The sequence below is a fragment of the Vreelandella zhaodongensis genome (assembly GCF_013415115.1).
GTDB lineage: Bacteria > Pseudomonadota > Gammaproteobacteria > Pseudomonadales > Halomonadaceae > Vreelandella > Vreelandella zhaodongensis.
In genome coordinates this window covers 239039-260349 of sequence record NZ_JACCDD010000002.1, presented here as the reverse complement: position 1 = coordinate 260349, position 21311 = coordinate 239039, and the positions used below count along the sequence as shown (strand labels likewise).

The following is a 21311-nucleotide window of genomic DNA, read 5'->3' as shown; positions in this document are numbered from 1 at the left end:
CATGCCTTGTACCCGTCTTGCCTCCGCACAGGTTAAGGGGTTGGCCCTCGCGAGTGTCCTTATGTTGCCAGTAGCACAAAGTGTTCTGGCGGATGAGGTTGTCGAGCAGATTGAGCTGGGGCTTGAGCTCTATCAGGAGCAAGAGTACGGCGCGGCAATTACCGAGCTGGAGTTCGCCATTGAAGATATGCGCAAGCTGATGTCAGGACGAATTGCTCAAACCTTCCCAGAGGCACCGGATGGCTGGACGGCACAGGAAGCAAGTTCGAGCAGTGCAGGCGGCAGCGGAGCGGCTGCCATGTTTGGTGCGGGTGGCACTTCCCTTGAGCGCGTCTATCAGCAAGATGATGGCGATGGTCAGTTGACGGCTAGCATGATGCTCGATAGCCCGCTGATTCAAAGCATGGGGGCGCTGTTCAATAACCCCGCAATGATTGCTGCGCAACCTGATATGGAACGCATTCGCCTAGGCCGTGAAGCGGCGGTAGTCAAGTGGGAACCTGAGCGCTCACGCGCAGAAGTCACGCTGCTGCTCGATGGTCGGATTATGATGCAGGTGAAAGGTGAAAACCTGGCATCACAGGATGTTGCCGTTGACCTGATGCGAAGCTGGGACCTTGCTGCGGTGCGTGAGCAAAGCGCTCGCTAGGTCGCCGGCCTGAGTAACAGAGCAAGGAGAGAAGCATGCCGAGTCTGCGTCTTTTGGCCTTCTGTGCTGCAATTGGTGCCTGGGGGGCTGCTTATGGTGGCGACATGGCCGCGGATCAGCGACTGGTTGATGCCGCCTCGCTGAAGGACGTCGCCGCGGTCTTTGCTCCAGAGGGTGCGTGGCAGCACCAAAACGTGGCGGCGCTGGAGGAACAACTGCGTGAGGTGCTAGCGAGTAACGGTGACACTGACAGCGTCTTCTTGGTTGATGCGGATTTTGGCCCATTGAGTAAGGCGCTGTTGGTCGTGCTTAATGAAGAACCCATGATTCCGCACGCTCGTTACCGCCTACGCTATGCCCAGGCCAATGTGACCCCAGAGGCGAGCCCACCACTGATAGTTGAGCTGGTCGAGGTGTCGCGTTTCAATCTCGGCCCAGCACGTCACGCTGAACTTGTCGAGATATTGGGTGAAGAGCAGGTGGCGTCTGTTGATGCCTTCGGTCAGGCTTCCGATGTTTCCTGGCGCCTTATCACTCGGCCCATCATGGGACAGGTTGCGGATATCACACATGCAGCTCGGCGTGAGCTGCCTGAAGATAGTGCTGAGAAGTGTCTAGGTCTGTCTTGCCAAACGATTGAGTCACTCAATGACTCGGTGCGCGATTGGCCAGAACTTGAGCCAGCCGAATTCCCGTTTAAGCCTGAACAGATGGAGCTATCGCTGCTGCAAGCTGGGCTGGAGCAGCTTGGCCTACGCCAACGCGACGAGCAAGGGCGAACCTCTTGGCGCGTACCCGAGTGGCCGGAAAGCGTTACTCCGGGGGAGCCCTTTATTGAAGTCTCTCTGGAAAGGGGGATGGGACAGGACGATGCGTTAGATCTCGTTATTCACCACGACCAGTTGATGGATGATCATACCCGTGCGCTATGGGAACGGCTGGTTATCCTCGGTACAGGTGATGCTGCACGGGTGGTCACCACCCGTGATCAAGAACCCTGGCCGCGTCCGGATTGGTAACGCGCTGTATCAACCGGAAGGAGAGGTGGGATGGTCGCGACGGGCAGGTTTCTGGCGGGCTTGGCCCTGCTGTGGTGGTGCGCACAGTCGGCGCAGGCCTTTCCTCGGCTGACGCTGGAGCGTGAGCCCAACAATACGCTTGATACCGCTCAGGAGTTCCATGGCGAGGCGCGCCTGATAGGTCAGGTGGTGGCCGATGATCAAGATCTTTATCGCTGGCGGCTTGGCGATGACGATCGTGATCACCTGTGGCGTTTTCAGCTACTGGCTGATGACGGAGCCAGTGTCAGCGTCGAGCTTACGCCGTTCCCCGCCCAGGCCCAGACGGGCATTGCCACCTTCGGTAGCGCAACGCCGCCCGAGCAGGTAGAGGACGATACGCCACTGCTGTCGCTGCTGGCCACGCAACAACGCGCAGAGGTGATAGAGAGAGGTCTTCTGATCCCCGCTGCTGATTACTTGATACGCCTGGCAGGTCAGGAGGGCGGCGGTGGTTACCAGCTGGTGGTGTCACGTGAGGCAGCGCTCACTCTGAACCAGCAGAGGGCGGCCGATGAGGCCCCTCAGAATGACGAACCCCCACCACAACTCCCGCCCCAGCTAACGATAGGCAAGCCCGCTGCTTTGCGTCTTGATCCTGGGGAATCACGGCAGCTGACGTTTCAGGTATCCGCGACCTCACCTCCCTTGACGTTGCATATCGATGGTGACGAGGCCGAGCGGCTCGGTATTTGCCTGTTCGATGACCAGCGTCATACGCCGACCTGCCGACACGGTGCCAATGCGCAGCTGTTTGAGGATGCCGCTTTGCCAGCGGGCGATTATCGCGTGGTGTTTGAGCCACCGCGTCGTGGTGATCCCATTGATATCACGGTGTCATTGGAGCAAGGCACCCCGCTTGCTGATGACCAGGTGAGCCTGCCCAATTATTCAGCCGACTGGGCCTATCCGATTGCGCCAATGGACACCCTGACGGGGCAGCTGGGCAGCGATGATGATGCCTGGTTCATGTTTGACCTGGGTGCAGAGCGTCGCCAATGGCAGATTCAGGCACAAAGCGACACTCGCCTTAGCCGTCTGGAACTCTATCAGCCGGAACGACTGGCGATGGATACGTTGTCGTTCAATGCGCTGTTTCCTGGCGAAGATCGCGCGACAGCACACTCCGTGAATAGCGAGACGCTGCGTATCGATAACCTGCAGCTGCTGCCGGGACGCTACCTGGTTCGCCTCAGCGGCAATCATGCCCCTTATCGTGTGAGCCTGACGGCGAAGGAAAGCCCGGCGCCCGGATATGAAGCCGAACCCAATAACCTTCCCCGTCATGCCAACCCGATGTGGCTTGGTGAAGCCATCAGCGGCACCTTCCATCAGGTGCATGATCAAGACTATTTTCAGTTTCATGTGCCTGGCTGGAATCGCGCGCGCTTGACCCTGAAACCGCCTGAAGAGGTGGACACCCACGCCTGGCTGCAGTGGGATGGAGAAACCCGTCATCAAAATGAACACCTGACGCTACGCGCCAACGGCGAACCCCAGCAGGCGTCGTTCTGGTTGTCTCCGGGTGACAGGTTACTGCGGCTGCGTGGCCAGCAGGCCAGTGAAACCAACTATCAGGCACGCCTTGAACTGATCCCCCCCTGGGATCTACGCGATGGTGTGACCCCCGCACCCACCCCCGAACAGGCACCGCTTATCCCTCGCGAAACTCGCATCAGCATCGGGCTGCAAGGGAAAGTGGTAGAGGAAGGCTATCTGCGCTTGCCCGCAGCTGAAACCCAGCGTGAACTGGTGCTGTTCGGTGGCGTAGTCACAGGGGAAAGGCAGCCACGTGGCGGGGAAACCTGGATCACCCTGCGCACGCAGGAGGGTGGCGAAATACCGCTGACGCTTGATACCCGCTCACGCGAGCACAGTGCCATGCTGCCTGCCGGTCAGCCGATCATCATGCAGGTAAGGTTCGGCCCCAATACGCAACCTGTCGATATTGTTGATGCACAGCGTGCGCCACCTTTGCCGCTTCACTTGGCGATGACGGCGGATCATATGGCACTGGCGGCCTTTGATCCCCAAGGGCAGCAGGTCAGCGTTGAACTCACCCTTGACAACCAGGCGGATGCATCGCAAACGCTGGCGCTGGAGGCGCATCTGAGTCACGACGCCGCACGCCTGAGCGGCTTGCCGGCATCGCTTCTTGTGCCGGCAAAGAGCGCCCAAACGCTTTTGCTGACGCTGACGGCTCCCCCGGAGCTCGCCGAAGGCGACTCTCTGGTGGTCTTTTTACGTGCCGGTGAACACGATGAGCGCCTTGCACTGGCGGTCGTGCGAGACGCCACACCGCGTTCACCCCTTGACTGGCAGGATGATAGCTTCGCCCTGCATGGGCTAACTGACTTGGCCTGGGCTGGCTTGGGGGCCGCTTTTGTGGACCCGGAAAGCGGTGAAGATGTGGGGGAGCGCTGGCGGCGCCGAAACACCGAGTTACGTGCCCTGATTGATGGCCTAAGCTCTGCCAGCGCGCTGAGTTGGCGCGAAATGGGCGACCCCTTGCCGCCATTGCGCCTGGCGGGGAGTGGCGGCACCTTGCATGCCTTGCTGTTCAATCAACGCTCACACCATGATATTGCCCGCCGTTGGCGGCATGTGGCCATCGCCGCAGGCAATAGCCCCGATGACTTGACGCCGTTGATGGAGGTCGAGCTGGCGGCACAGACAGAAGAACAGCTGTTCCTGCTTGAAACTCCTGTTGCAGCGCGCTACCTGCAGATCACTCCGCTGTCCGTATGGGGCGAACCACCAGGGCAGGGTGCGATTACCGGCATCGGAATGTTCCGCGCACTGGGTGAACCCCAAGGGCAGCTTGCGCAACAGGCGCATGACCTGCTCGCCGGTGAACACGGTGGGCATTGGCTATACACCTTGCCGGATCTGCGTTCTTTACATGGGCTGGTGGGGCAGCGTCACACGCTTGGCAACCAGGGACGACAGGTTGAGAGCCGTGCGCGCCAAGGCGAACGTATTCATGGCCGTACCATCGAGATGGTGTTTGGCTTTCTCAACCAGCGGGCGGCACGTATCGATGAGCTACGCTGGGTCGATGACCTCGATTGGCAGGGCGACCCGGTAGAACGGGTACGTATTTACACCTCTACCGAAGGCCCGGTTGGCCCTTGGGAGCGTCAGGCCAGCTGGGCGCTTGAGCGTGACGAAGAGGGCGTGGCGCGCCTTGAACTGCCTGATGCCCCCTGGGTTCGCTACCTGAAGCTGGTGTTTGATGAGCCTGACGCTGACCCTGAGCAGCGCAATCCCCGTTGGCGAATTCCGGCCAGCATTCAAGCGATCGAAGCCAGCGACCTGGCCAGCGGTGAATCGATACTGGCCTATTGGGGGCTCGACCATACCCGGGGACCCTTTGACGCGGTTGCTCTGCGTGACGCCAATGGTAATGGCGCAGCCCCACTGGGCGGCGGTCTCGCTGATAGGGAGGCCATGCCAACTGCCGACCTGTGGGCGGAAGGTCGCTTCGAGGAACCTGGAGAGAGCGAGACATATCAGATACGCCTCGAAGAGGGTAACAATACGCTGGTCTTCTTTCTGGCAGAGTCGTTGCGGGGGAGGCTCAGTGCCACCCTGACGAACCCAGAGGGCGAAGCGGTGGCGCTCACCTGGCGCGACGAGCCAGGTGGCCGCCGAGCAAAGGCGGAAGGGCTGGAGCCTGGGCGTTATCAGTTGGCTCTGGCTGAACCACCGCGCTCGATTGTTTTCATCTGGGATGGTAGCGGCAGTATCGGTGTCCACCAGTCCGCCATCTATCAGGCGCTTTTGCGCTTCGCCGAAGGGCTGCGCCCAGGTCGTGAAGTGAGTAACCTGATGGCGTTGGGCGGCCCTTTGCTCATTGATGGCTGGGCCGACTCACCCGCCGCAATGGCCATGGCGCTGGGGCACTACGACATGCGCTTTCACGACTCGGATGCCGAGCCCGCGTTGCGCATTGCAAGCCAGGCATTGGCGCAACGTGATGGGGAGAAAGTGATTTTCCTGATTACCGACGCAGAGCAAGTCGGTCGTGATCTGGGTGCCTGGGAGACGCTTGCGCAGGTCAGGCCGCGTATCTTCAGCATGTCACTGGGGCACGGCGGGCAGCGTGACCCGGATGAACTGCGTTGGTATCAGAACCTGATGCAGGCCTGGTCACGAGTGGGCGATGGCCGCTACGCCTATGCCACGGGGCGCAATGACCTGATCAAGGCGTTTGAACAGGGCATGCGGCAACTGCGCAACCCTACCGACTACCGTCTGGCCATAGAGCAGCGCTATAAAGAGCCGCCCGAACCAGGCAGTTTGCAGGTGGTCAGCGGCTCGTCACCGTCGATTGGCGCAGGTGCCGTGCAACTGATTTTTGATGCCTCGGGTTCCATGCTGCAGCCAATGGAAGGCGGGCGACGGATTGAAGTGGCGCGCAGAATTGTCGACGAGGTGCTGAAAACCCGTATCCCTGACCATGTGCCGGTGGCGCTGCGTGCCTTTGGGCACACCGAGCCCCACAGCTGCGCCACCGAATTGCTGGTGGCCGCTGAGCCAGGCAGTCATGCCCTCGCCCGTGAAGCGGTAGCCGGGTTACAGGCGGTCAATCTGGCACGTACACCCCTGGCAGACTCGCTACTGGCGGTGACCGATGATTTGGCCGCCTATGCCGACCAACCGAGGCTGGTGGTCATGCTCACCGATGGTGAAGAAACCTGTGAAGGCAATGTCGAGGAAGCCGTTGAAGCGCTTTTTGCAAAAGGCGTTAATCTTCAGGTGAATATAGTGGGCTTTCACATTGAGGACACTGCGCTCCAGGCGGAGTTTTCGCGTTTGGCGATGTTAGGCGGCGGAGAGTACTTCGATAGTCGTGATGATCAGCAGCTCGCGGAAGGTCTCAAGGCTGCATTAGCGGCTAAGTGGCTGCTTTTAAATACGGATGGAGACATCGTTGCCAGTGGGCGGGTAGATGGCGAGCCTATTATCTTACCAACGGGGAATTACACGCTGCAGCTAGAGAGGGCAGGAGAAGCGTTACAGCACAGCATTCACATTCCACCAGATGGAAAGATTACGTTTAAATTAGATTAATACCATGCGATAGCGAAAAGGCATCATTAACAAAACATGCGGTTAAACAGGAGCAGAGAAGATGATAAATCAACAACGAGTTATGGGGTGTGCGTTACTCATGGGCGGGCTTATGTTGGTAGCGACCCCTGCGCTAGCTGACGAGATCAGCGGCACAGTGGATGGAGAGCCTCAACAGTGGCATGTCATTACCCACGAAGATGGGTCAACCGCTAACTTTAGCGAGCTGATGCCGGGAATGACGGATGTCACCATTCAAGGACACCGAGAACAAACGTTCGAAACGCAAGGCACATTGAGTATTAGCTTTATAGTAATGGAGGGAGAAGCCAGTAGTGCGATGGTGACCTACTTCCCCGAAAGCTCAATCATGCCCCACTATGGCACGGAAGATGAGGTACCCATTGATATAGAAATGCTTGATATTGACGGCAATGAAGGTCGAGCAAAAGGGCGTATTGCAGCCTCACTTTCCCAAGTGACGTCTATGTCAGAGGGGCATGACCACAGCAATACCATGGATGTTGACGTGTCTTTTGATGTGACGCTTGTACGCGAAGATTTATAGTCTTCGCGTGATGCATTTTGTCACTGGCGGTTACTACTAAGCCCACGTAAGCGTGGGCTTAGTTACATCAGGATTCTTCGCTGATCCCCTCTTGGTAGTTGGGAGTAGTTTTCTCGCTCTTTTGGTGGGTATGGATGCCAATACGCCCCATGTTGTAGTTAAACAACGAACTTGAATCCAAGGTTGAATAGTAACTGGCAGTCGCTGCGTTAGATCCTAGACTGCTATCTGGCGTAATAACTTGCGCTAGCAGTACGCTTCAGCGCTCAATGGCCAGGGGTAAAACGCAAGCGTTTTGGTACTGGCGCTGGAAATGGGCTAATTAAGGGAGAAAGCGTGTGAAAATAGGCGCACCGAAAGAGACAGCTCAAGGAGAAGCGCGTGTAGCGCTTACTCCTGAGAGCGCAAAACAGCTTCAAAAACTGGGCCATGAATGCCTGGTAGAAGCCGGCGCAGGGGCTGCCGCGGGCTTTAATGACGACACGTATCGTGACGCTGGTGTTAGCGTTGTGGAAAGTGCGGAAGCACTGTGGCGTGATGCGGACGTGGTGATTAAAGTCCGTGAACCTTCGGAAACAGAGGCTCACTATTTGCGGGAAGGCCAGACGCTGATTGCGTTTTTCTGGCCAGCACAGAACGAAGCGCTGTTGGAAACCTGTAAAGCTCAAGGCGCGACCGTTATTGCGATGGATATGGTGCCGCGTATTTCCAGAGCGCAGAAAATGGACGCGCTCTCCTCCATGGCCAATATCGCGGGCTACCGTGCGGTAATTGAGGCGGGCAATAACTTTGGCCGTTTCTTTACGGGTCAGGTCACCGCTGCCGGTAAAGTGCCACCAGCTAAAGTGCTGGTAATCGGCGCAGGTGTAGCGGGCTTGGCAGCGATCGGTACCGCGACTAGTCTTGGTGCTGTGGTACGTGCGTTTGATGTGCGGCCTGAGGTGTCCGAGCAGATTGAATCCATGGGCGCTGAATTCCTGTTCCTCGATTTTGAGGACAGCCAGGACGGTTCGGAAAGCGGTGGCTATGCCTCGCCTTCAAGCCCAGAGTTTCGCGAGAAGCAGCTGGAATGTTTCCGCGAACAAGCGCCGGATGTCGACATCGTTATCACCACGGCGCTGATTCCAGGTCGGCCCGCGCCAAAGCTATGGCTGGAAGATATGGTCGCAGCCATGAAGCCTGGCTCGGTGATTATCGACTTAGCCGCTGAAAAAGGTGGTAACTGCGATTTAACCAAGCCGGATGAGCGCGTGGTATCTGATAACGGTGTAGTGGTGGTTGGCTACACCGACTTCCCCTCACGCATGGCAACCCAGGCGTCGCTGCTTTACGCCACCAATATTCGCCACATGCTGACCGACCTCACACCGGAGAAAGACGGTGTCATCCATCACAACATGGAAGACGATGTCATTCGCGGTGCCACGGTAACACACCAGGGCGAAGTCACTTTCCCACCGCCGCCGCCCAAAGTAAAAGCCATCGCCGCGGCGAAGCCAAAGAAAAAAGAGAAAGAACCAACCCCTGAAGAGAAGAAAGCGACTGAGTACGCGGCGTTTAAAGCGCAAACCAAACGTCAAGTAGGCTTACTTGCCGTTGGTGGTGCGCTAATGCTGCTGTTGGGTCAAATAGCCCCTGCCTCATTTATGCAGCACTTCATCGTATTTGTGTTGGCATGTTTCATTGGCTTCCAAGTGATTTGGAAGGTCAGCCATTCGTTGCACACGCCGCTAATGGCGGTCACCAACGCCATCTCCGGCATCATCATTTTAGGGGCAATTTTGCAAATCGGCTCAGGCAGTGGGGTCGTCATTGTGCTGGCTACCATTTCGGTGCTTATTGCGACGATCAATGTTGTGGGTGGCTTCCTGGTGACACGCCGGATGCTCGCCATGTTCCAAAAATCCTAAGCGGCGGAGAAACGATATGTTAGGACAAGGATTCGTATCTGCCGCGGCAATTGCGGCAAGTGTGCTATTTATTTTATCGCTAGGTGGCCTGAGTAATCAGGAAAAAGCCAAGCGTGCCGTATGGTACGGCATTGTGGGCATGGCCGTGGCGGTGTTCTTTACTTCCTTCGGGCCAGGGATTGGTGGCTACTGGTGGTTGATTCCCGCCATGTTGGTCGGTGCCGTGGTCGGTGTTTATGTAGCAGGCAAGGTCGAAATGACCGAAATGCCTCAGTTGGTAGCGGCGCTACATAGCTTTGTGGGGTTGGCGGCTGTCTTTGTTGCCTGGAGTGCGGACTTAGAGCGCCGTCGCGTATTGGCGGCTCAAGCGGCTGACGGCGTGATGCAAGAGTTTTCCGCTTTTGCCGCACTGGTGGCCACAAAAGCACCGGATGAGCTTACTTTCTTACAGCTTGAGGTAGTGTTCGCGATCTTTATTGGCGCGGTGACCTTTACTGGTTCGGTGGTTGCGTTCGGTAAACTGGCGGGCAAAGTGGATGGCAAACCTCGTCAGCTACCGGGTGGGCATATGCTCAACGCAGGGGCTGCCGTGCTGTCGCTGCTGTTAGCGATTATGTACCTCAATGGCGCAGGCTTCTGGACATTGATCGTACTGGCGGCGCTGGCGTTCTTTATCGGTTACCACCTGATTATGGGCATTGGTGGTGCGGATATGCCGGTGGTAGTGTCGATGTTGAATAGCTATTCCGGTTGGGCAGCGGCGGCGATTGGTTTCACGCTTTCCAACGATTTGTTGATCGTTACCGGCGCGCTGGTGGGCTCTTCAGGGGCGATTCTTTCTTACATCATGTGTAAGGCGATGAACCGCAACTTTATCAACGTGATATTGGGTGGTTTTGGCGGCACTCAAGGGCCTGCTGCTGAGATTGAAGGCGAGCAGGTCGCTATCGATGCAGCCGGTGTGGCTAGCGCCTTAAACGATGCGGATAGCGTGATCATTGTGCCGGGTTACGGCATGGCAGTAGCACAAGCGCAAAGTGCGGTGAGCGACTTGGTACGCAAGCTGCGGGCATCGGGTAAAAACGTGCGCTTTGGTATTCACCCTGTGGCGGGGCGTTTGCCCGGGCATATGAACGTGCTCTTGGCAGAAGCCAAAGTACCCTACGATATCGTGCTGGAAATGGACGAGATCAACGACGACTTCGCCAGCACTGACGTGGTGATCGTGATTGGCTCCAACGACATCGTAAACCCCTCTGCTGAAGAAGATCCCAACAGCCCCATCGCCGGTATGCCGGTGTTAAAGGTGTGGGAAGCTAAGCAGGTGTTCGTCAGTAAGCGTGGTCAAGGCACCGGCTACTCCGGTATTGAGAATCCGCTGTTCTTTAAAGAGAACACGCGTATGTTCTACGGCGATGCACGGGATAGCCTGAACGCGTTGCTGCCAATGGTGGAGTAAACGCGAGAACACGCTATCCTGATAGCAATACGGGCAGGGCGTCTAACGCCCTGCTTTTTTTTAATAAGCGACAAGTAATAATTAATAGCTATCGATCTATTGGTTAAATCTAAATTGTGACTATCAATGAGGTGCTTTAAAACTATACATATCAATACAGTATTTGCTGGTTATCTACACGGTAAACAGCAACAAGAGATGCCGATCATCTGTTTCCTTGGCGGGTCCAAGGCAAAGAGCAAGAAGGGAGAGAAATATGAGTGGCAAATGTCCTGTAATGCATGGTGGTAACACGTCTACTGGCACCTCCAACAAAGATTGGTGGCCGGAAGCGTTAAACTTAGACATCCTGCACCAACATGATCGCAAAACTAACCCGATGGACCCAGATTTTGACTATCGGGAAGAGGTCAAAAAGCTCGATTTTGACGCCCTCAAGCAAGATGTTCATGCCTTGATGACTGACAGCCAAGCGTGGTGGCCAGCCGATTGGGGTCACTACGGTGGTCTAATGATCCGCATGGCGTGGCACTCTGCGGGTACGTACCGCATTGCTGATGGCCGTGGCGGCGGTGGTACCGGTAGCCAGCGTTTTGCGCCGTTAAACTCCTGGCCGGATAACGTCAGCCTGGATAAGGCGCGTCGTTTGTTGTGGCCGGTGAAGAAAAAATACGGCAACAAAATCAGCTGGGCTGACCTAATGATTTTGGCAGGCACAGTGGCCTATGAATCCATGGGACTGCCCGCCTACGGTTTCTCGTTTGGTCGTGAAGATATTTGGCACCCAGAGAAAGATATTTACTGGGGGGATGAAAAAGAGTGGTTAGCGCCTTCTGATGAGCGCTACGCTGATGTTGAAAAACCTGAGACCATGGAAAACCCGCTGGCTGCGGTTCAAATGGGGCTTATTTACGTTAATCCAGAAGGGGTGAACGGACAGCCTGATCCACTGAAAACCGCCCAGCAGGTGCGTGAAACCTTCGCCCGTATGGCGATGAACGACGAAGAAACTGCCGCGCTAACAGCGGGTGGTCACACCGTGGGTAAATGCCATGGTAACGGTGATGCCGCAGCGCTAAGCGCTGAGCCAGAAGCGTCTGATGTTGAAACTCAAGGCTTTGGCTGGAACAACCCGCATATGGATGGGAAAGCGAGCAATGCCGTGACTTCCGGTATTGAAGGCGCTTGGACAACCAACCCGACCAAGTTCGACATGGGCTACTTTGACCTGCTGTTTGGCTACGAGTGGGAATTAAGAAAAAGCCCCGCCGGTGCTCATCAATGGGAGCCTATCGACATTAAAGAAGAGGATAAGCCGGTTGATGCAACCGACCCCTCTGTTCGTCACAACCCCATCATGACCGATGCGGATATGGCGATGAAGATGGACCCGACGTATCGCGCCATTTGCGAAAAATTCATCGCCGATCCGGAGTACTTCAAACAGACCTTCGCGAAAGCGTGGTTTAAGCTAACGCACCGTGATATGGGCCCGAAAGCACGCTATATCGGCCCAGAAGCACCGGCTGAAGACCTAATCTGGCAAGATCCAGTGCCCGCAGGTAGCACTGATTACTGCGAAGAAGTGGTCAAGCAGAAAATTGCTGAGAGCGGCTTAAGCATTAGCGACATGGTCAGCACCGCGTGGGATAGCGCGCGCACTTACCGTGGTTCCGATATGCGCGGTGGTGCTAACGGCGCCCGCATTCGCTTGGCTCCTCAGAAGGATTGGCAAGGCAATGAGCCAGAGCGGCTTGCCGATGTACTCAAGGTGTATGAGCAAATCTCTGCTGATACCGGTGCCAGCATTGCTGATGTAATTGTGTTAGCGGGCAGCGTGGGTATTGAAAAGGCGGCAAAAGCAGCGGGCTTTGATGTGCGTGTACCATTCCTCAAAGGCCGTGGTGATGCCACTGATGAGATGACTGACGCTGATTCCTTCGCGCCTTTAGAGCCTCTTGCCGACGGTTTCCGTAACTGGCAGAAGAAAGACTACATCGTCAAACCTGAAGAGATGCTGCTGGATCGCGCCCAGCTGATGGGACTGACCGCACCGGAAATGACCGTGTTATTAGGCGGCATGCGGGTGCTGGGTACCAACTATGGCGGCACCAAGCACGGCGTATTTACCAACCGTGAAGGCCAGTTGACCAACGATTTCTTTGTCAACCTGACTGATATGGGCAATCGCTGGAAACCGGTGGGTAACAACGCTTACGAAATCTGCGATCGTGCCACGGGGGCCGCGAAGTGGACCGCTTCGCGCGTTGACCTAGTGTTTGGCTCTAACTCGCTGCTGCGCTCTTACGCAGAAGTGTATGCCCAGGACGATAATGGCGAGAAGTTTGTCAAAGACTTCGTTGCTGCCTGGACAAAAGTGATGAACGCAGACCGCTTCGACGTCGCGTAAATGTCACTTGCTAGACCAAGCAACACCTTCCTTGTTCAAACCCGCATCGAAAGATGCGGGTTTTTTTGGGTTTTATATAACACGTAAGTTTAACCGCAGTGTCACTTACCGTTCATGAACATTGCTGATGCTTATCCCCTGAATTTGGCGGCTGTAAACCGCACTCGTTTTATTAAAGGGAGAATGATGATGACGCAGCAGCGTACCGTTCCAGGTAAGGTTTCAGCCGTTTTGGCGGAAGGTGACGAGCCACTTAGCAACGCGTCTGATAATGCATATTTTGGCGATGTTCTCGAAAAGCGTTTGAGTCGGCGAGGCGTGCTTAAGGGTGGGCTGGCAACGGTGATTGCTGGTTTGATGGCAACGAAACTTCCCTTCAATAATGCCTTTGCAGCACAGGATGGTATGTCATCGCCTAGCCTAGGGTTTAAGCCAGTTGCTGTTAGCGCTGCAGATAATGTCGTGGTTCCCGAAGGGTATCGTGTACAGAGCTTTATTCCCTGGGGCACTCCTATCAGTGGGGATATGCCGGCCTTTACCCAGAATGCCAGCGGCGAAGACCAAGCACGTCAGGTGGGGAGCCATCACGATGGCATGCACTTCTTTCCGCTAAACGGAAGCTCTACCGATGGCCTGCTCGTTCTGAACCATGAATATGTCGAGCCACGCTTTTTACATGCCGCAGCCAGTGGGTTGGCATTGGATCGTAATGGCTTCCCTCAGCACGAGGATGGCAGTCGGGATACTGACCAGGTTATCAAGGAGATGAATGCCCACGGCATAACGCTGGTACGTATCCGGCAAGGTGAGGGTGGCGAATGGGAAGTTGTGCAGGATGCGCTAAACCGTCGTGTGACCGCACAAACGCCTATGCAGCTTTCTGGGCCAGTGGCTGGCACTGACCATGTGAAAACGAAATACAGCCCAGAAGGCACCATGACACGGGGCACCCTTAATAACTGTGCCCATGGCGTTACCCCATGGAACACCTATTTGGCTGCAGAAGAGAATTGGGCGGGTTATTTCGCCAATGCGGATGCTGACATTGATCGTCGGCAGGCTCGCTATGGGATAGAGACGCGTGAAACAGGGCGCTATCAATGGCATCGTGCAGACCGTGAAGACGATATGTTTGCTCGCTTTGATGCGAGCAGCAAAGGAGCGAGTGCTGCTGACGATTTCCGCAACGAGCCGCATGCCTTTGGCTGGATGGTAGAGATTGATCCTATGGCACCGGGAGCTGACCCCGTTAAGCGCACCCACCTTGGGCGCTTTGCACACGAAGGCGTTATTTTCGCGCCTGCGGTTGAAGGGCAGCCTGTGGTTGCCTATTCGGGGGATGATGCCCGCTTCGAGTACATTTATAAATTTGTTTCTCGTCAGCCATACCAAGCTGCCACTGCGGATGGTTCGCTGTTGGATGAAGGCACCCTATACGTTGCCAAATTCAATGAAGACGGTAGCGGTGAGTGGTTGGCGCTAGCGCCCGGCCAAAACGGTTTGACGCCCGCCAATGGTTTTGCGGACCTGGCGGATATCTTAGTCAATACGCGCAGTGCAGCAGATGTTGCGGGTGCCACCAAGATGGATCGCCCAGAATGGGGCGCGGTCGACCCCGTCACTGGACAGGTCTATTTTACGCTGACCAATAACACCCGTCGGGAAGAGGGCGACGAGCATCCCGCCAACCCGCGTGCTAACAATAACTTTGGGCATATCATTCGCTGGCAGGAAGAGGGCAGTCATGCTGGTGAGCGCTTTCAGTGGGATCTGTTTGTCATCGCTGGGGATCATGCAGACAGCCGCGACCTAGCCGGTCATTCATTGGACAATGACAATATTTTCAGTAGCCCTGATGGTTTATGGATCGATCCTGATCGCCGGGTATGGATACAAACGGATATCAGTGAGTCTGTAATGAATACGGGTATCTTCGAAGTATTCGGCAACAATCAGATGCTGGTAGCAAACCCGGAAACGGGGGAAATAAAGCGCTTTCTGACGGGGCCTGTGGGACAAGAAATTACCGGCGTGGTGACAACGCCAGACCAGCGCACCATGTTTGTTAACGTACAGCACCCAGGGGCGACCACTACCGAGGGTGACTTTGCCACTGGCAACTTCACCAGCCACTGGCCTGAGGGCGGCAGCGCTATTCCACGCTCTGCAACGCTGATCATCACCCGTGAAGATGGCGGTATTGTCGGGGCTTAAGGGGAAGTCACAGTTTCGCTAATAAAGGCACCTTTCGGGGTGCCTTTTGGCATTTTTGAGATGATCTTCATTATTGCCATGCCTGTATCTGCTGCCGATAAGCGACTTGCGCTTGGCTGGCACTAATGGCGGCCAAACGCACCTCGGTTCCCGGCAAGCACTGAGCAAGCAGGGCGCAAGCCATGGGAGTTAGCGCACCTAAACGTGGGTAGCCGCCGATGGTTTGGCGATCATTCATCAAAATAATTGGCTGGCCGTCGGGCGGAATTTGCACGGCGCCAAGTGGTATGCCTTCGGAGACAATGCCACCAAGTGAGCTACGCAAGGGCTTGCCAGTGAGACGAACCCCCATGCGATCGGCGCGGTTATCCACCGTCCAAGCTTGGTTAAAGGCGTTGTACAAGCTGCGTCCGGCGAAATGTGAGGCCTGAGAGCCAAGCACCATGCTGAGTTGGCAGTGCTTTTCCGGCATGGTGGGTTGTGCGCCTTCAGGCAGTGTGCGCTTGGCGGATGAGCTGCCTTGCCAGGTGAGCTGATCACCGGTTTGCAGCGGTTTGCCATCTTCATGCAGGCCACCGATTTGCTCGCGGGCAGTGCAAGCGCGGCTGCCCAGCACCTCTGGCGCGTTTAATCCCCCAGGAAACGCCAGATAGGCTCGCAGACCGCGGCGGGGCTGGCTAAAAATGAGTGTTTGCCCGGAGCGTAATAGAAAGCTCGTGTTAGTGGCGAGTGGCTGGCCATCGACGGTGGCGCCCAGGTCGGCTCCGGTGAGCGCCAGACGCACCTCGTCATTGGCGACTAAGGTGAGGTTTCCGCCCATGACAATTTCAAGCGCCGCGCTATCAGGCGCGTTACCGAGTAGCCAGTTTGCCCAGCGAAATGATATCCAGTCGGCGGCACCGCCCTGGGTGACACCCAAATGACCCACACCAAACCGGCCAGTATCTTGAATGAGTGCCAGCGGCCCGGCCTGCTTAACGGTCAGCATTGCTTGGCTCATGACCGTTCCTCCATCGGCGTTGTATCGCCTCCTGCTGCTTCAAATTCTTTTTTGCTGATCGCTTTAAAGCGCACTTTGTCACCTGGACGCAGCAGCGGTTCACCCCGCTTAGCGTATTCAAACAGCGGTACGGCGGTACGACCTAAAATATTCCAACCGCCCGGGGAAAGGAGTGGGTAGATCGCGGTTTGTCGATCGGCAATGCCCACGCTGCCTGCCGCGACTTTGCGTCGCGGTGTTTTCAAGCGTGGCGTGGCAATATCTTCATCTACCAAGCCCATAAAGCCGTAGCCGGGGGCGAAGCCAAGCGCGAAGACACAGTAATCATGGTTGCAGTGACGCTCAATCAGGGCGTCAACGCTGAGCCCTGCACGTTTTGCCACTCCCCCAAGTTCAGGCCCTACGCTTTCGTCATACCACACGGGGATCTCATGCAGTTGGCCGTTCTGCGATTCGGCGGGCGTTAAATGGCGTAAGGCGCTGCGGATCAGCGTGGTAGCTTGGACAAACGTAAGCCGTAGGCAATCGTAATGCACTAGCAGCGTGGTGTAGGAGGGGATCAGGTCAATGAGTGCTTCACCCAACGCATCGCGTAAGGCCTGGTCGGCAGCGATGATCCACGCCATATTGGATTCATCGATCGTGTCAAACAGCCGAACGGTCAGGACATCCATGGCGGCGGTTTCTAAACGCAGTTTCACGCTGACTCCAGCGCCGTAAAGGCATCACGAATAGCGCGCACGGCAGCGACCGACTCTGGGTTGTCACCATGCACACACAAGGTGTCGCAGGGTAGGTGCAACGCGCTGCCATCGCGGGCGATCAGCGCATCGCCTTTGGCAAGCGCCACGGCTTGCGCAACGATAGTGGTTTGATCGTGATGAACAGCACCCGCCAGGCGGCGAGAGGCGAGGTGGCCGGTCGCTTCATAAGCGCGGTCAGCGAAGGTTTCAAACCACAAGGTAATGCCCATTTTTTTCGCTAACTGACGATGAGGCTCTGGATCGGCGGTTGCCATGACCATGAGCGGAAGCGTGGCATCATAGGCCTGTACGGCGCGCATGACGCCTTCCAGTAACTCAAGATTCGCCGCCATGTCGTTATACATCGCCCCGTGGGGCTTGATATAGCTGAGTGTTGCGCCTTCTGCTTGGCAAATACCAGCCAGTGCACCCACTTGATAGAGCACCATGTCTTCCACTTCGGTGGGGGAACAGGCCATCGAGCGGCGACCGAAGCCCATCAAATCGGGGTAGCCTGGATGTGCGCCGATGCGAACCTTATGCTGCACCGCTAACGCTACGGTGCGACGCATAACGTGAGGATCAGAAGCATGGTAACCACAGGCAATGTTGGCACAGTCAACGTGAGGCATCACCTCGGCATCTAAGCCAATCGACCAATTACCGAAGCTTTCGCCCATGTCGCAGTTCAGCAGCGGGGTTGCCATAGCGCCTCCTGGAAGATATTGAATTTATTAGGAAACCTCTGATTAACTATTGCGCTTGACCATACTGCGTTAAAAATCGCCTCGTGCGCGAGTCCGATCAAAATGCTCATTTACACCCCGTAAACTGCGCTTTTTGACTCGCGACGTCCATGTCGCTCGCTCTTCGAGCAGAGGAGCTGCCCAAATCGGCCTTCCTGCCGATTAGTCGTTGATTTTTGCCTTGTCTGGTCTGCGCTCATCACATTAATCAGAGGCTCCTTAGATTAACTTGTTGTTAATAGCGTTAGTTAAAAAACACTGTTATTAATTGATTAGCGTTGGTGATGTAATTAGTTAGCATGATTATTAGTGTATCGATTTAAAATCCAATATATGAATCTATCTCGATAAGTTCCAATCGTTTTTAGCGATACTAAGTATCGGCGATTTCTATCATGCTGTTATTTATTGGGAAAATAGTTGACCCTGGGTCTTGTTACGATTATCAAATAAATAAAGCGACTCGATAAAAGATTATAAAAATGCGTTCACGCCAGCCTTAATGAGCACTTACCGTGCCAATAATAATCGGCGACCAGTGAGCGACTGTTAGGAGTACAGCATGCATACGCCAGCCGCGGTACAGCTTGTCCCTGGTGCTTCAGGCAGAAGACGTTGCTCTTTCGCCTGTCAGTATCGACATGCTGGCCCTAAGATTGCATTACAAAGCAATGCAACCATTCCACTCAGTGGCACATTGCATTATGGAGCGGCACAGCGTGCGGCGTTATCAGCCCTGTGCAGAAATCCTTGTTGATGTTAGCGCAACCGTTGGTTAGGCAAACTTATGCTTGATTTTAAAGAGCTAGATGCCTTTGTGTGGGCAGTAAAGCTTGGTTCTTTTCGAAAGGCAGCCGTACGTCTGCATATTACGCAACCTTCTGTGTCGGAGCGTATTTCACGCCTTGAAAGTACCGTGGGTGAGCTGCTTCTTGAGCGTTCGGCGCGCCCGATCCAGCCGACGATGCGAGGGCGAGAGTTCTTTTTGCATGCCGAGCGCATACTGCACCAGCGCGATGAAGCACTAAAGCTTTTCGACAGTGACGAGGCATTTTCTGCCCCCCTCCGGCTAGGTACCATCGAAACGATTGCCCACAGCTGGTTTCCTGATTTCATTCAGCGGCTTACCGAGCGTTATCCCAAGCTGATTATTGAGCTCACCGTCGACTATTCACCGGCTCTCAATAATCGATTGATAAGCAATGAACTCGATATTTTGCTAGCCATGAATGGCTACTTGGCCCCAGAGCAAATTGAGTGTGACACGTTAAGTCCCTATGAGATGGGCATGTTTGTCTCACCTCGCCATGCCGCGTTGCTAAGTGAACGCCCAGGCGCTTGGTGTCATGCGCTACCGTTTATTTCCTTTGGTAGGCAAGCGCGTCCCTACGAAGAACTGGTGCGCTATCTGGCCGACTTGGGTGTTCAGCAGCCTCGCATCCATAGTGTCAGCACGCTAATGACCATTGCACGGATGACGATGGAAGGGTTGGGGATTGGGGCGTTACCTGTTGCTACCGTGTTAGATGAGTGGCAGCGGGGCGATCTATGCCGTGTGGCGCTGCCCGCTCCCTTGCCGCCTATGAACTATGATGTGATATGGCGCGGTGCAAACCACCCTCGTTTTTGCCGTGGTGTGGGCCGCATTGCCCAAGAGTGTGCATCCAACTATGCCAGGGAACGGCACACTGAAATGGCAAACACCGATTTCACCGGGCGTTGGGTTCTTCCTAGCGCATCCTCTGCCACCCCTGAAGCAATACCTCCACTAACATGACTCTTCATTAACACGAACTTCCATTAATACGAATAAGAGGACGTCCCCCATGCGTAAACATATAGCAACGCCATTATTGCTCGTTACCGCTTGTAGTCTTGCCGTCGCTGCGACCGCTCATGCAGCTCAATGGACCATGGCGACGCCGTATGGCGATGCGAGCTTTCATACCCAAAATAATAAGCAGTTTGCTGAAGATGTGGCTGAGGCCACCAATGGTGATTTGACCATTACGGTGCACAGTGGGGGTTCACTGGTCTCTCATGGTGAAATTAAACCCTCGGTACGCCGCGGCACCATCGATGCAGGTGAAGTGTTCTTGTCGGTACTTTCGAATGATGATCCGATTTTTGAAGTAGACACGTTGCCAGGCGTTGCAGGCAGTTACGAAGATGCCTATGCCCTATGGGAAGCGACCAAGCCCATGATTACCGAGCTCTTTGCTTACGAAGGGCTCATCCCTCTGTATGCCGTGGCCTGGCCTGCCCAGGGTATTTACACCGCTGAACCGTTAACCGATCCGAATCAGTTTGAAGGTTTACGTGTACGCGCCCCGAACATTAATACCCAGCGGTTTGTGAACAACTTGGGAGGCAGCCCAACAGAAACCGAAGAGTCAGATATTCCTACCGCATTTAGTACTGGCCGCGTGGATGCCATGATCACCTCGAGTGCGACGGGCAACTCCATGGCCGCCTGGGACTATGTTACCGATTACACCGATGCCAATCTTTGGCTGCCTAAAAACATCGTCTTTATTAGCCAGCGTAGCTTTGATCGTTTAGATGAATCGACGCAAGACGCCTTGATGGAGGCTGCTGCGAGGGCTGAAGAGCGCGGCTGGCAGATGAGTCGTGATAATAACGACACAAGCACGGCGGCGCTGATTGACAATGGTATAACGGTTTCCGAGCCCAATGACGCGATTGTTGCAGCGCTGCAAGCGGCAGGCGATGAGCTGTTTGCTGATTGGGAGTCCCGAGCGGACGACGACGCAAAACAAGCCTTAGAAGATTATCGTGAACAGCGTGATCGCTAAAGGTTACTAACTAAGGCTGACTTAAGGGGCGGCTTTTGTGGTCGCCCTGCCGATTCACGCGCTCAATGAGACTGTGAACATGACGTTTAAATTCGACAAACTCTATCGCCTCGGTGCCTGGGGGGCGGCGGCGTGCATGGTGGCTATTTGTGCGCTTATCGCGCTGCAGGTGACGTTTCGGTTAGTAGATGCACTACTTGTGCTTGTGGGGCTGGGTCGGCTTGGTTTGAGTATCACCGGCGTTTCAGAAATGGCGTCCTATTTATTAGTGGGCGCGACGTTTCTTGGCCTTGCCTACACCTTTGTACACCATGCCCACATCCGCGTGACACTGCTTATTTCGCGCCTCCCATCGGTCATTAGGGTCTGGTTTGAAGTTTTTGGGTTGATCGTTGCATTGGCGATTAGTCTGCTACTTGGCTATGGCCTGATTGAGTTAGCCAGAGAGAGTTTGCAATACAACGATGTCTCTTCAGGTTTTCTGTCCATTCCCCTGTGGATCCCTCAAACCGTGTTAGCCACCAGCGTAGGACTGCTGTGCTTAGCCTTGGCTGAAGCGCTGTTGATGGCACTGCGTATCGCTGCCCGCGACCCTGCGAGTTTTCGTGAGGCCACCGCGACTGACGATAGCGAAATGCACTAAGCCGACTACTCTGGAGACT

General features: G+C 55.4%; 14 protein-coding genes. 11 read left to right on the top strand and 3 right to left on the bottom strand.

All coding sequences use genetic code 11. The annotated features are described in order from the left end of the window. Positions 1–61: 61 nt before the first annotated feature. The 8 genes from HZS79_RS04605 to HZS79_RS04570 all read left to right on the top strand — a co-directional run bounded on the left by HZS79_RS04605 (position 62) and on the right by HZS79_RS04570 (position 15344). The gene (locus HZS79_RS04605) at positions 62–649 is read left to right on the top strand and encodes a hypothetical protein (protein WP_238401335.1); all 588 of its coding nucleotides are present in this window, start codon (positions 62–64) and stop codon (positions 647–649) included. Between the two features lie 35 nt (positions 650–684). Continuing rightward, the gene (locus HZS79_RS04600; RefSeq protein ID WP_179927169.1) at positions 685–1668 is read left to right on the top strand and encodes a hypothetical protein; all 984 of its coding nucleotides are present in this window, start codon (positions 685–687) and stop codon (positions 1666–1668) included. Between the two features lie 30 nt (positions 1669–1698). After that, positions 1699–6783 (top strand): vWA domain-containing protein, encoded by a 5085-nt coding sequence (locus HZS79_RS04595; RefSeq protein WP_179927168.1) that lies wholly within the window; start codon positions 1699–1701, stop codon positions 6781–6783. A 61-nt stretch (positions 6784–6844) separates the two neighbouring features. Beyond that, the gene (locus tag HZS79_RS04590) at positions 6845–7351 is read left to right on the top strand and encodes a hypothetical protein (protein WP_162217007.1); all 507 of its coding nucleotides are present in this window, start codon (positions 6845–6847) and stop codon (positions 7349–7351) included. A gap of 338 nt (positions 7352–7689) precedes the next feature. Beyond that, entirely contained in the window at positions 7690–9261 is a 1572-nt protein-coding gene (locus HZS79_RS04585; protein ID WP_162217019.1) for a Re/Si-specific NAD(P)(+) transhydrogenase subunit alpha, read from the top strand. A gap of 16 nt (positions 9262–9277) precedes the next feature. Next, entirely contained in the window at positions 9278–10720 is a 1443-nt protein-coding gene (locus HZS79_RS04580; RefSeq protein ID WP_162217020.1) for an NAD(P)(+) transhydrogenase (Re/Si-specific) subunit beta, read from the top strand. A gap of 256 nt (positions 10721–10976) precedes the next feature. Continuing rightward, complete coding sequence (katG, locus tag HZS79_RS04575) at positions 10977–13130, top strand: catalase/peroxidase HPI (protein WP_179927167.1); 2154 nt, start codon at positions 10977–10979, stop codon at positions 13128–13130. A 189-nt stretch (positions 13131–13319) separates the two neighbouring features. Further along, the gene (locus HZS79_RS04570) at positions 13320–15344 is read left to right on the top strand and encodes a PhoX family protein (RefSeq protein ID WP_162217022.1); all 2025 of its coding nucleotides are present in this window, start codon (positions 13320–13322) and stop codon (positions 15342–15344) included. A 70-nt stretch (positions 15345–15414) separates the two neighbouring features. On the opposite strand, the gene HZS79_RS04565 is transcribed toward HZS79_RS04570, so the two are convergent. The 3 genes from HZS79_RS04565 to HZS79_RS04555 are packed head-to-tail and all read right to left on the bottom strand — an operon-like array spanning position 15415 to position 17794. Beyond that, positions 15415–16344 (bottom strand): 5-oxoprolinase subunit C family protein, encoded by a 930-nt coding sequence (locus HZS79_RS04565; protein WP_179927166.1) that lies wholly within the window; start codon positions 16342–16344, stop codon positions 15415–15417. Beyond that, positions 16341–17045: a 5-oxoprolinase subunit PxpB gene (pxpB, locus tag HZS79_RS04560; RefSeq protein WP_179927165.1), complete on the bottom strand. Its 705-nt coding sequence runs from the start codon at positions 17043–17045 to the stop codon at positions 16341–16343. Before pxpB ends, HZS79_RS04565 begins: the two co-directional genes overlap by 4 nt. Further along, positions 17042–17794: a 5-oxoprolinase subunit PxpA gene (locus tag HZS79_RS04555; RefSeq protein ID WP_179927164.1), complete on the bottom strand. Its 753-nt coding sequence runs from the start codon at positions 17792–17794 to the stop codon at positions 17042–17044. Before HZS79_RS04555 ends, pxpB begins: the two co-directional genes overlap by 4 nt. An 826-nt stretch (positions 17795–18620) precedes the next feature. Between HZS79_RS04555 and HZS79_RS04550 the strand changes: the two genes are divergently transcribed. The 3 genes from HZS79_RS04550 (at position 18621) to HZS79_RS04540 (ending at position 21292) form a co-directional block, all read left to right on the top strand. Next, positions 18621–19610 carry a LysR family transcriptional regulator gene (locus HZS79_RS04550; RefSeq protein ID WP_179927163.1) on the top strand — a complete coding sequence of 330 codons (990 nt, stop codon included), beginning with the start codon at positions 18621–18623 and terminating at the stop codon, positions 19608–19610. Positions 19611–19659: 49 nt separating this feature from the next. Further along, positions 19660–20649 carry a TRAP transporter substrate-binding protein gene (locus tag HZS79_RS04545; RefSeq protein ID WP_162217027.1) on the top strand — a complete coding sequence of 330 codons (990 nt, stop codon included), beginning with the start codon at positions 19660–19662 and terminating at the stop codon, positions 20647–20649. A 79-nt stretch (positions 20650–20728) separates the two neighbouring features. Then, entirely contained in the window at positions 20729–21292 is a 564-nt protein-coding gene (locus tag HZS79_RS04540; RefSeq protein WP_179927162.1) for a TRAP transporter small permease, read from the top strand. Positions 21293–21311: the final 19 nt, after the last annotated feature.

Coding starts and splice junctions, on each gene's coding strand:
- HZS79_RS04555 (WP_179927164.1), bottom strand. CDS start 17,794: ATGGCAACCCCGCTGCTGAACTGCGACATGGGCGAAAGCTTCGGTAAT.
- HZS79_RS04590 (WP_162217007.1), top strand. CDS start 6,845: ATGATAAATCAACAACGAGTTATGGGGTGTGCGTTACTCATGGGCGGG.
- HZS79_RS04600 (WP_179927169.1), top strand. CDS start 685: ATGCCGAGTCTGCGTCTTTTGGCCTTCTGTGCTGCAATTGGTGCCTGG.
- HZS79_RS04565 (WP_179927166.1), bottom strand. CDS start 16,344: ATGAGCCAAGCAATGCTGACCGTTAAGCAGGCCGGGCCGCTGGCACTC.
- HZS79_RS04550 (WP_179927163.1), top strand. CDS start 18,621: ATGCTTGATTTTAAAGAGCTAGATGCCTTTGTGTGGGCAGTAAAGCTT.
- HZS79_RS04570 (WP_162217022.1), top strand. CDS start 13,320: ATGACGCAGCAGCGTACCGTTCCAGGTAAGGTTTCAGCCGTTTTGGCG.
- katG (WP_179927167.1), top strand. CDS start 10,977: ATGAGTGGCAAATGTCCTGTAATGCATGGTGGTAACACGTCTACTGGC.
- HZS79_RS04595 (WP_179927168.1), top strand. CDS start 1,699: ATGGTCGCGACGGGCAGGTTTCTGGCGGGCTTGGCCCTGCTGTGGTGG.
- HZS79_RS04605 (WP_238401335.1), top strand. CDS start 62: ATGTTGCCAGTAGCACAAAGTGTTCTGGCGGATGAGGTTGTCGAGCAG.
- HZS79_RS04540 (WP_179927162.1), top strand. CDS start 20,729: ATGACGTTTAAATTCGACAAACTCTATCGCCTCGGTGCCTGGGGGGCG.
- HZS79_RS04545 (WP_162217027.1), top strand. CDS start 19,660: ATGCGTAAACATATAGCAACGCCATTATTGCTCGTTACCGCTTGTAGT.
- HZS79_RS04580 (WP_162217020.1), top strand. CDS start 9,278: ATGTTAGGACAAGGATTCGTATCTGCCGCGGCAATTGCGGCAAGTGTG.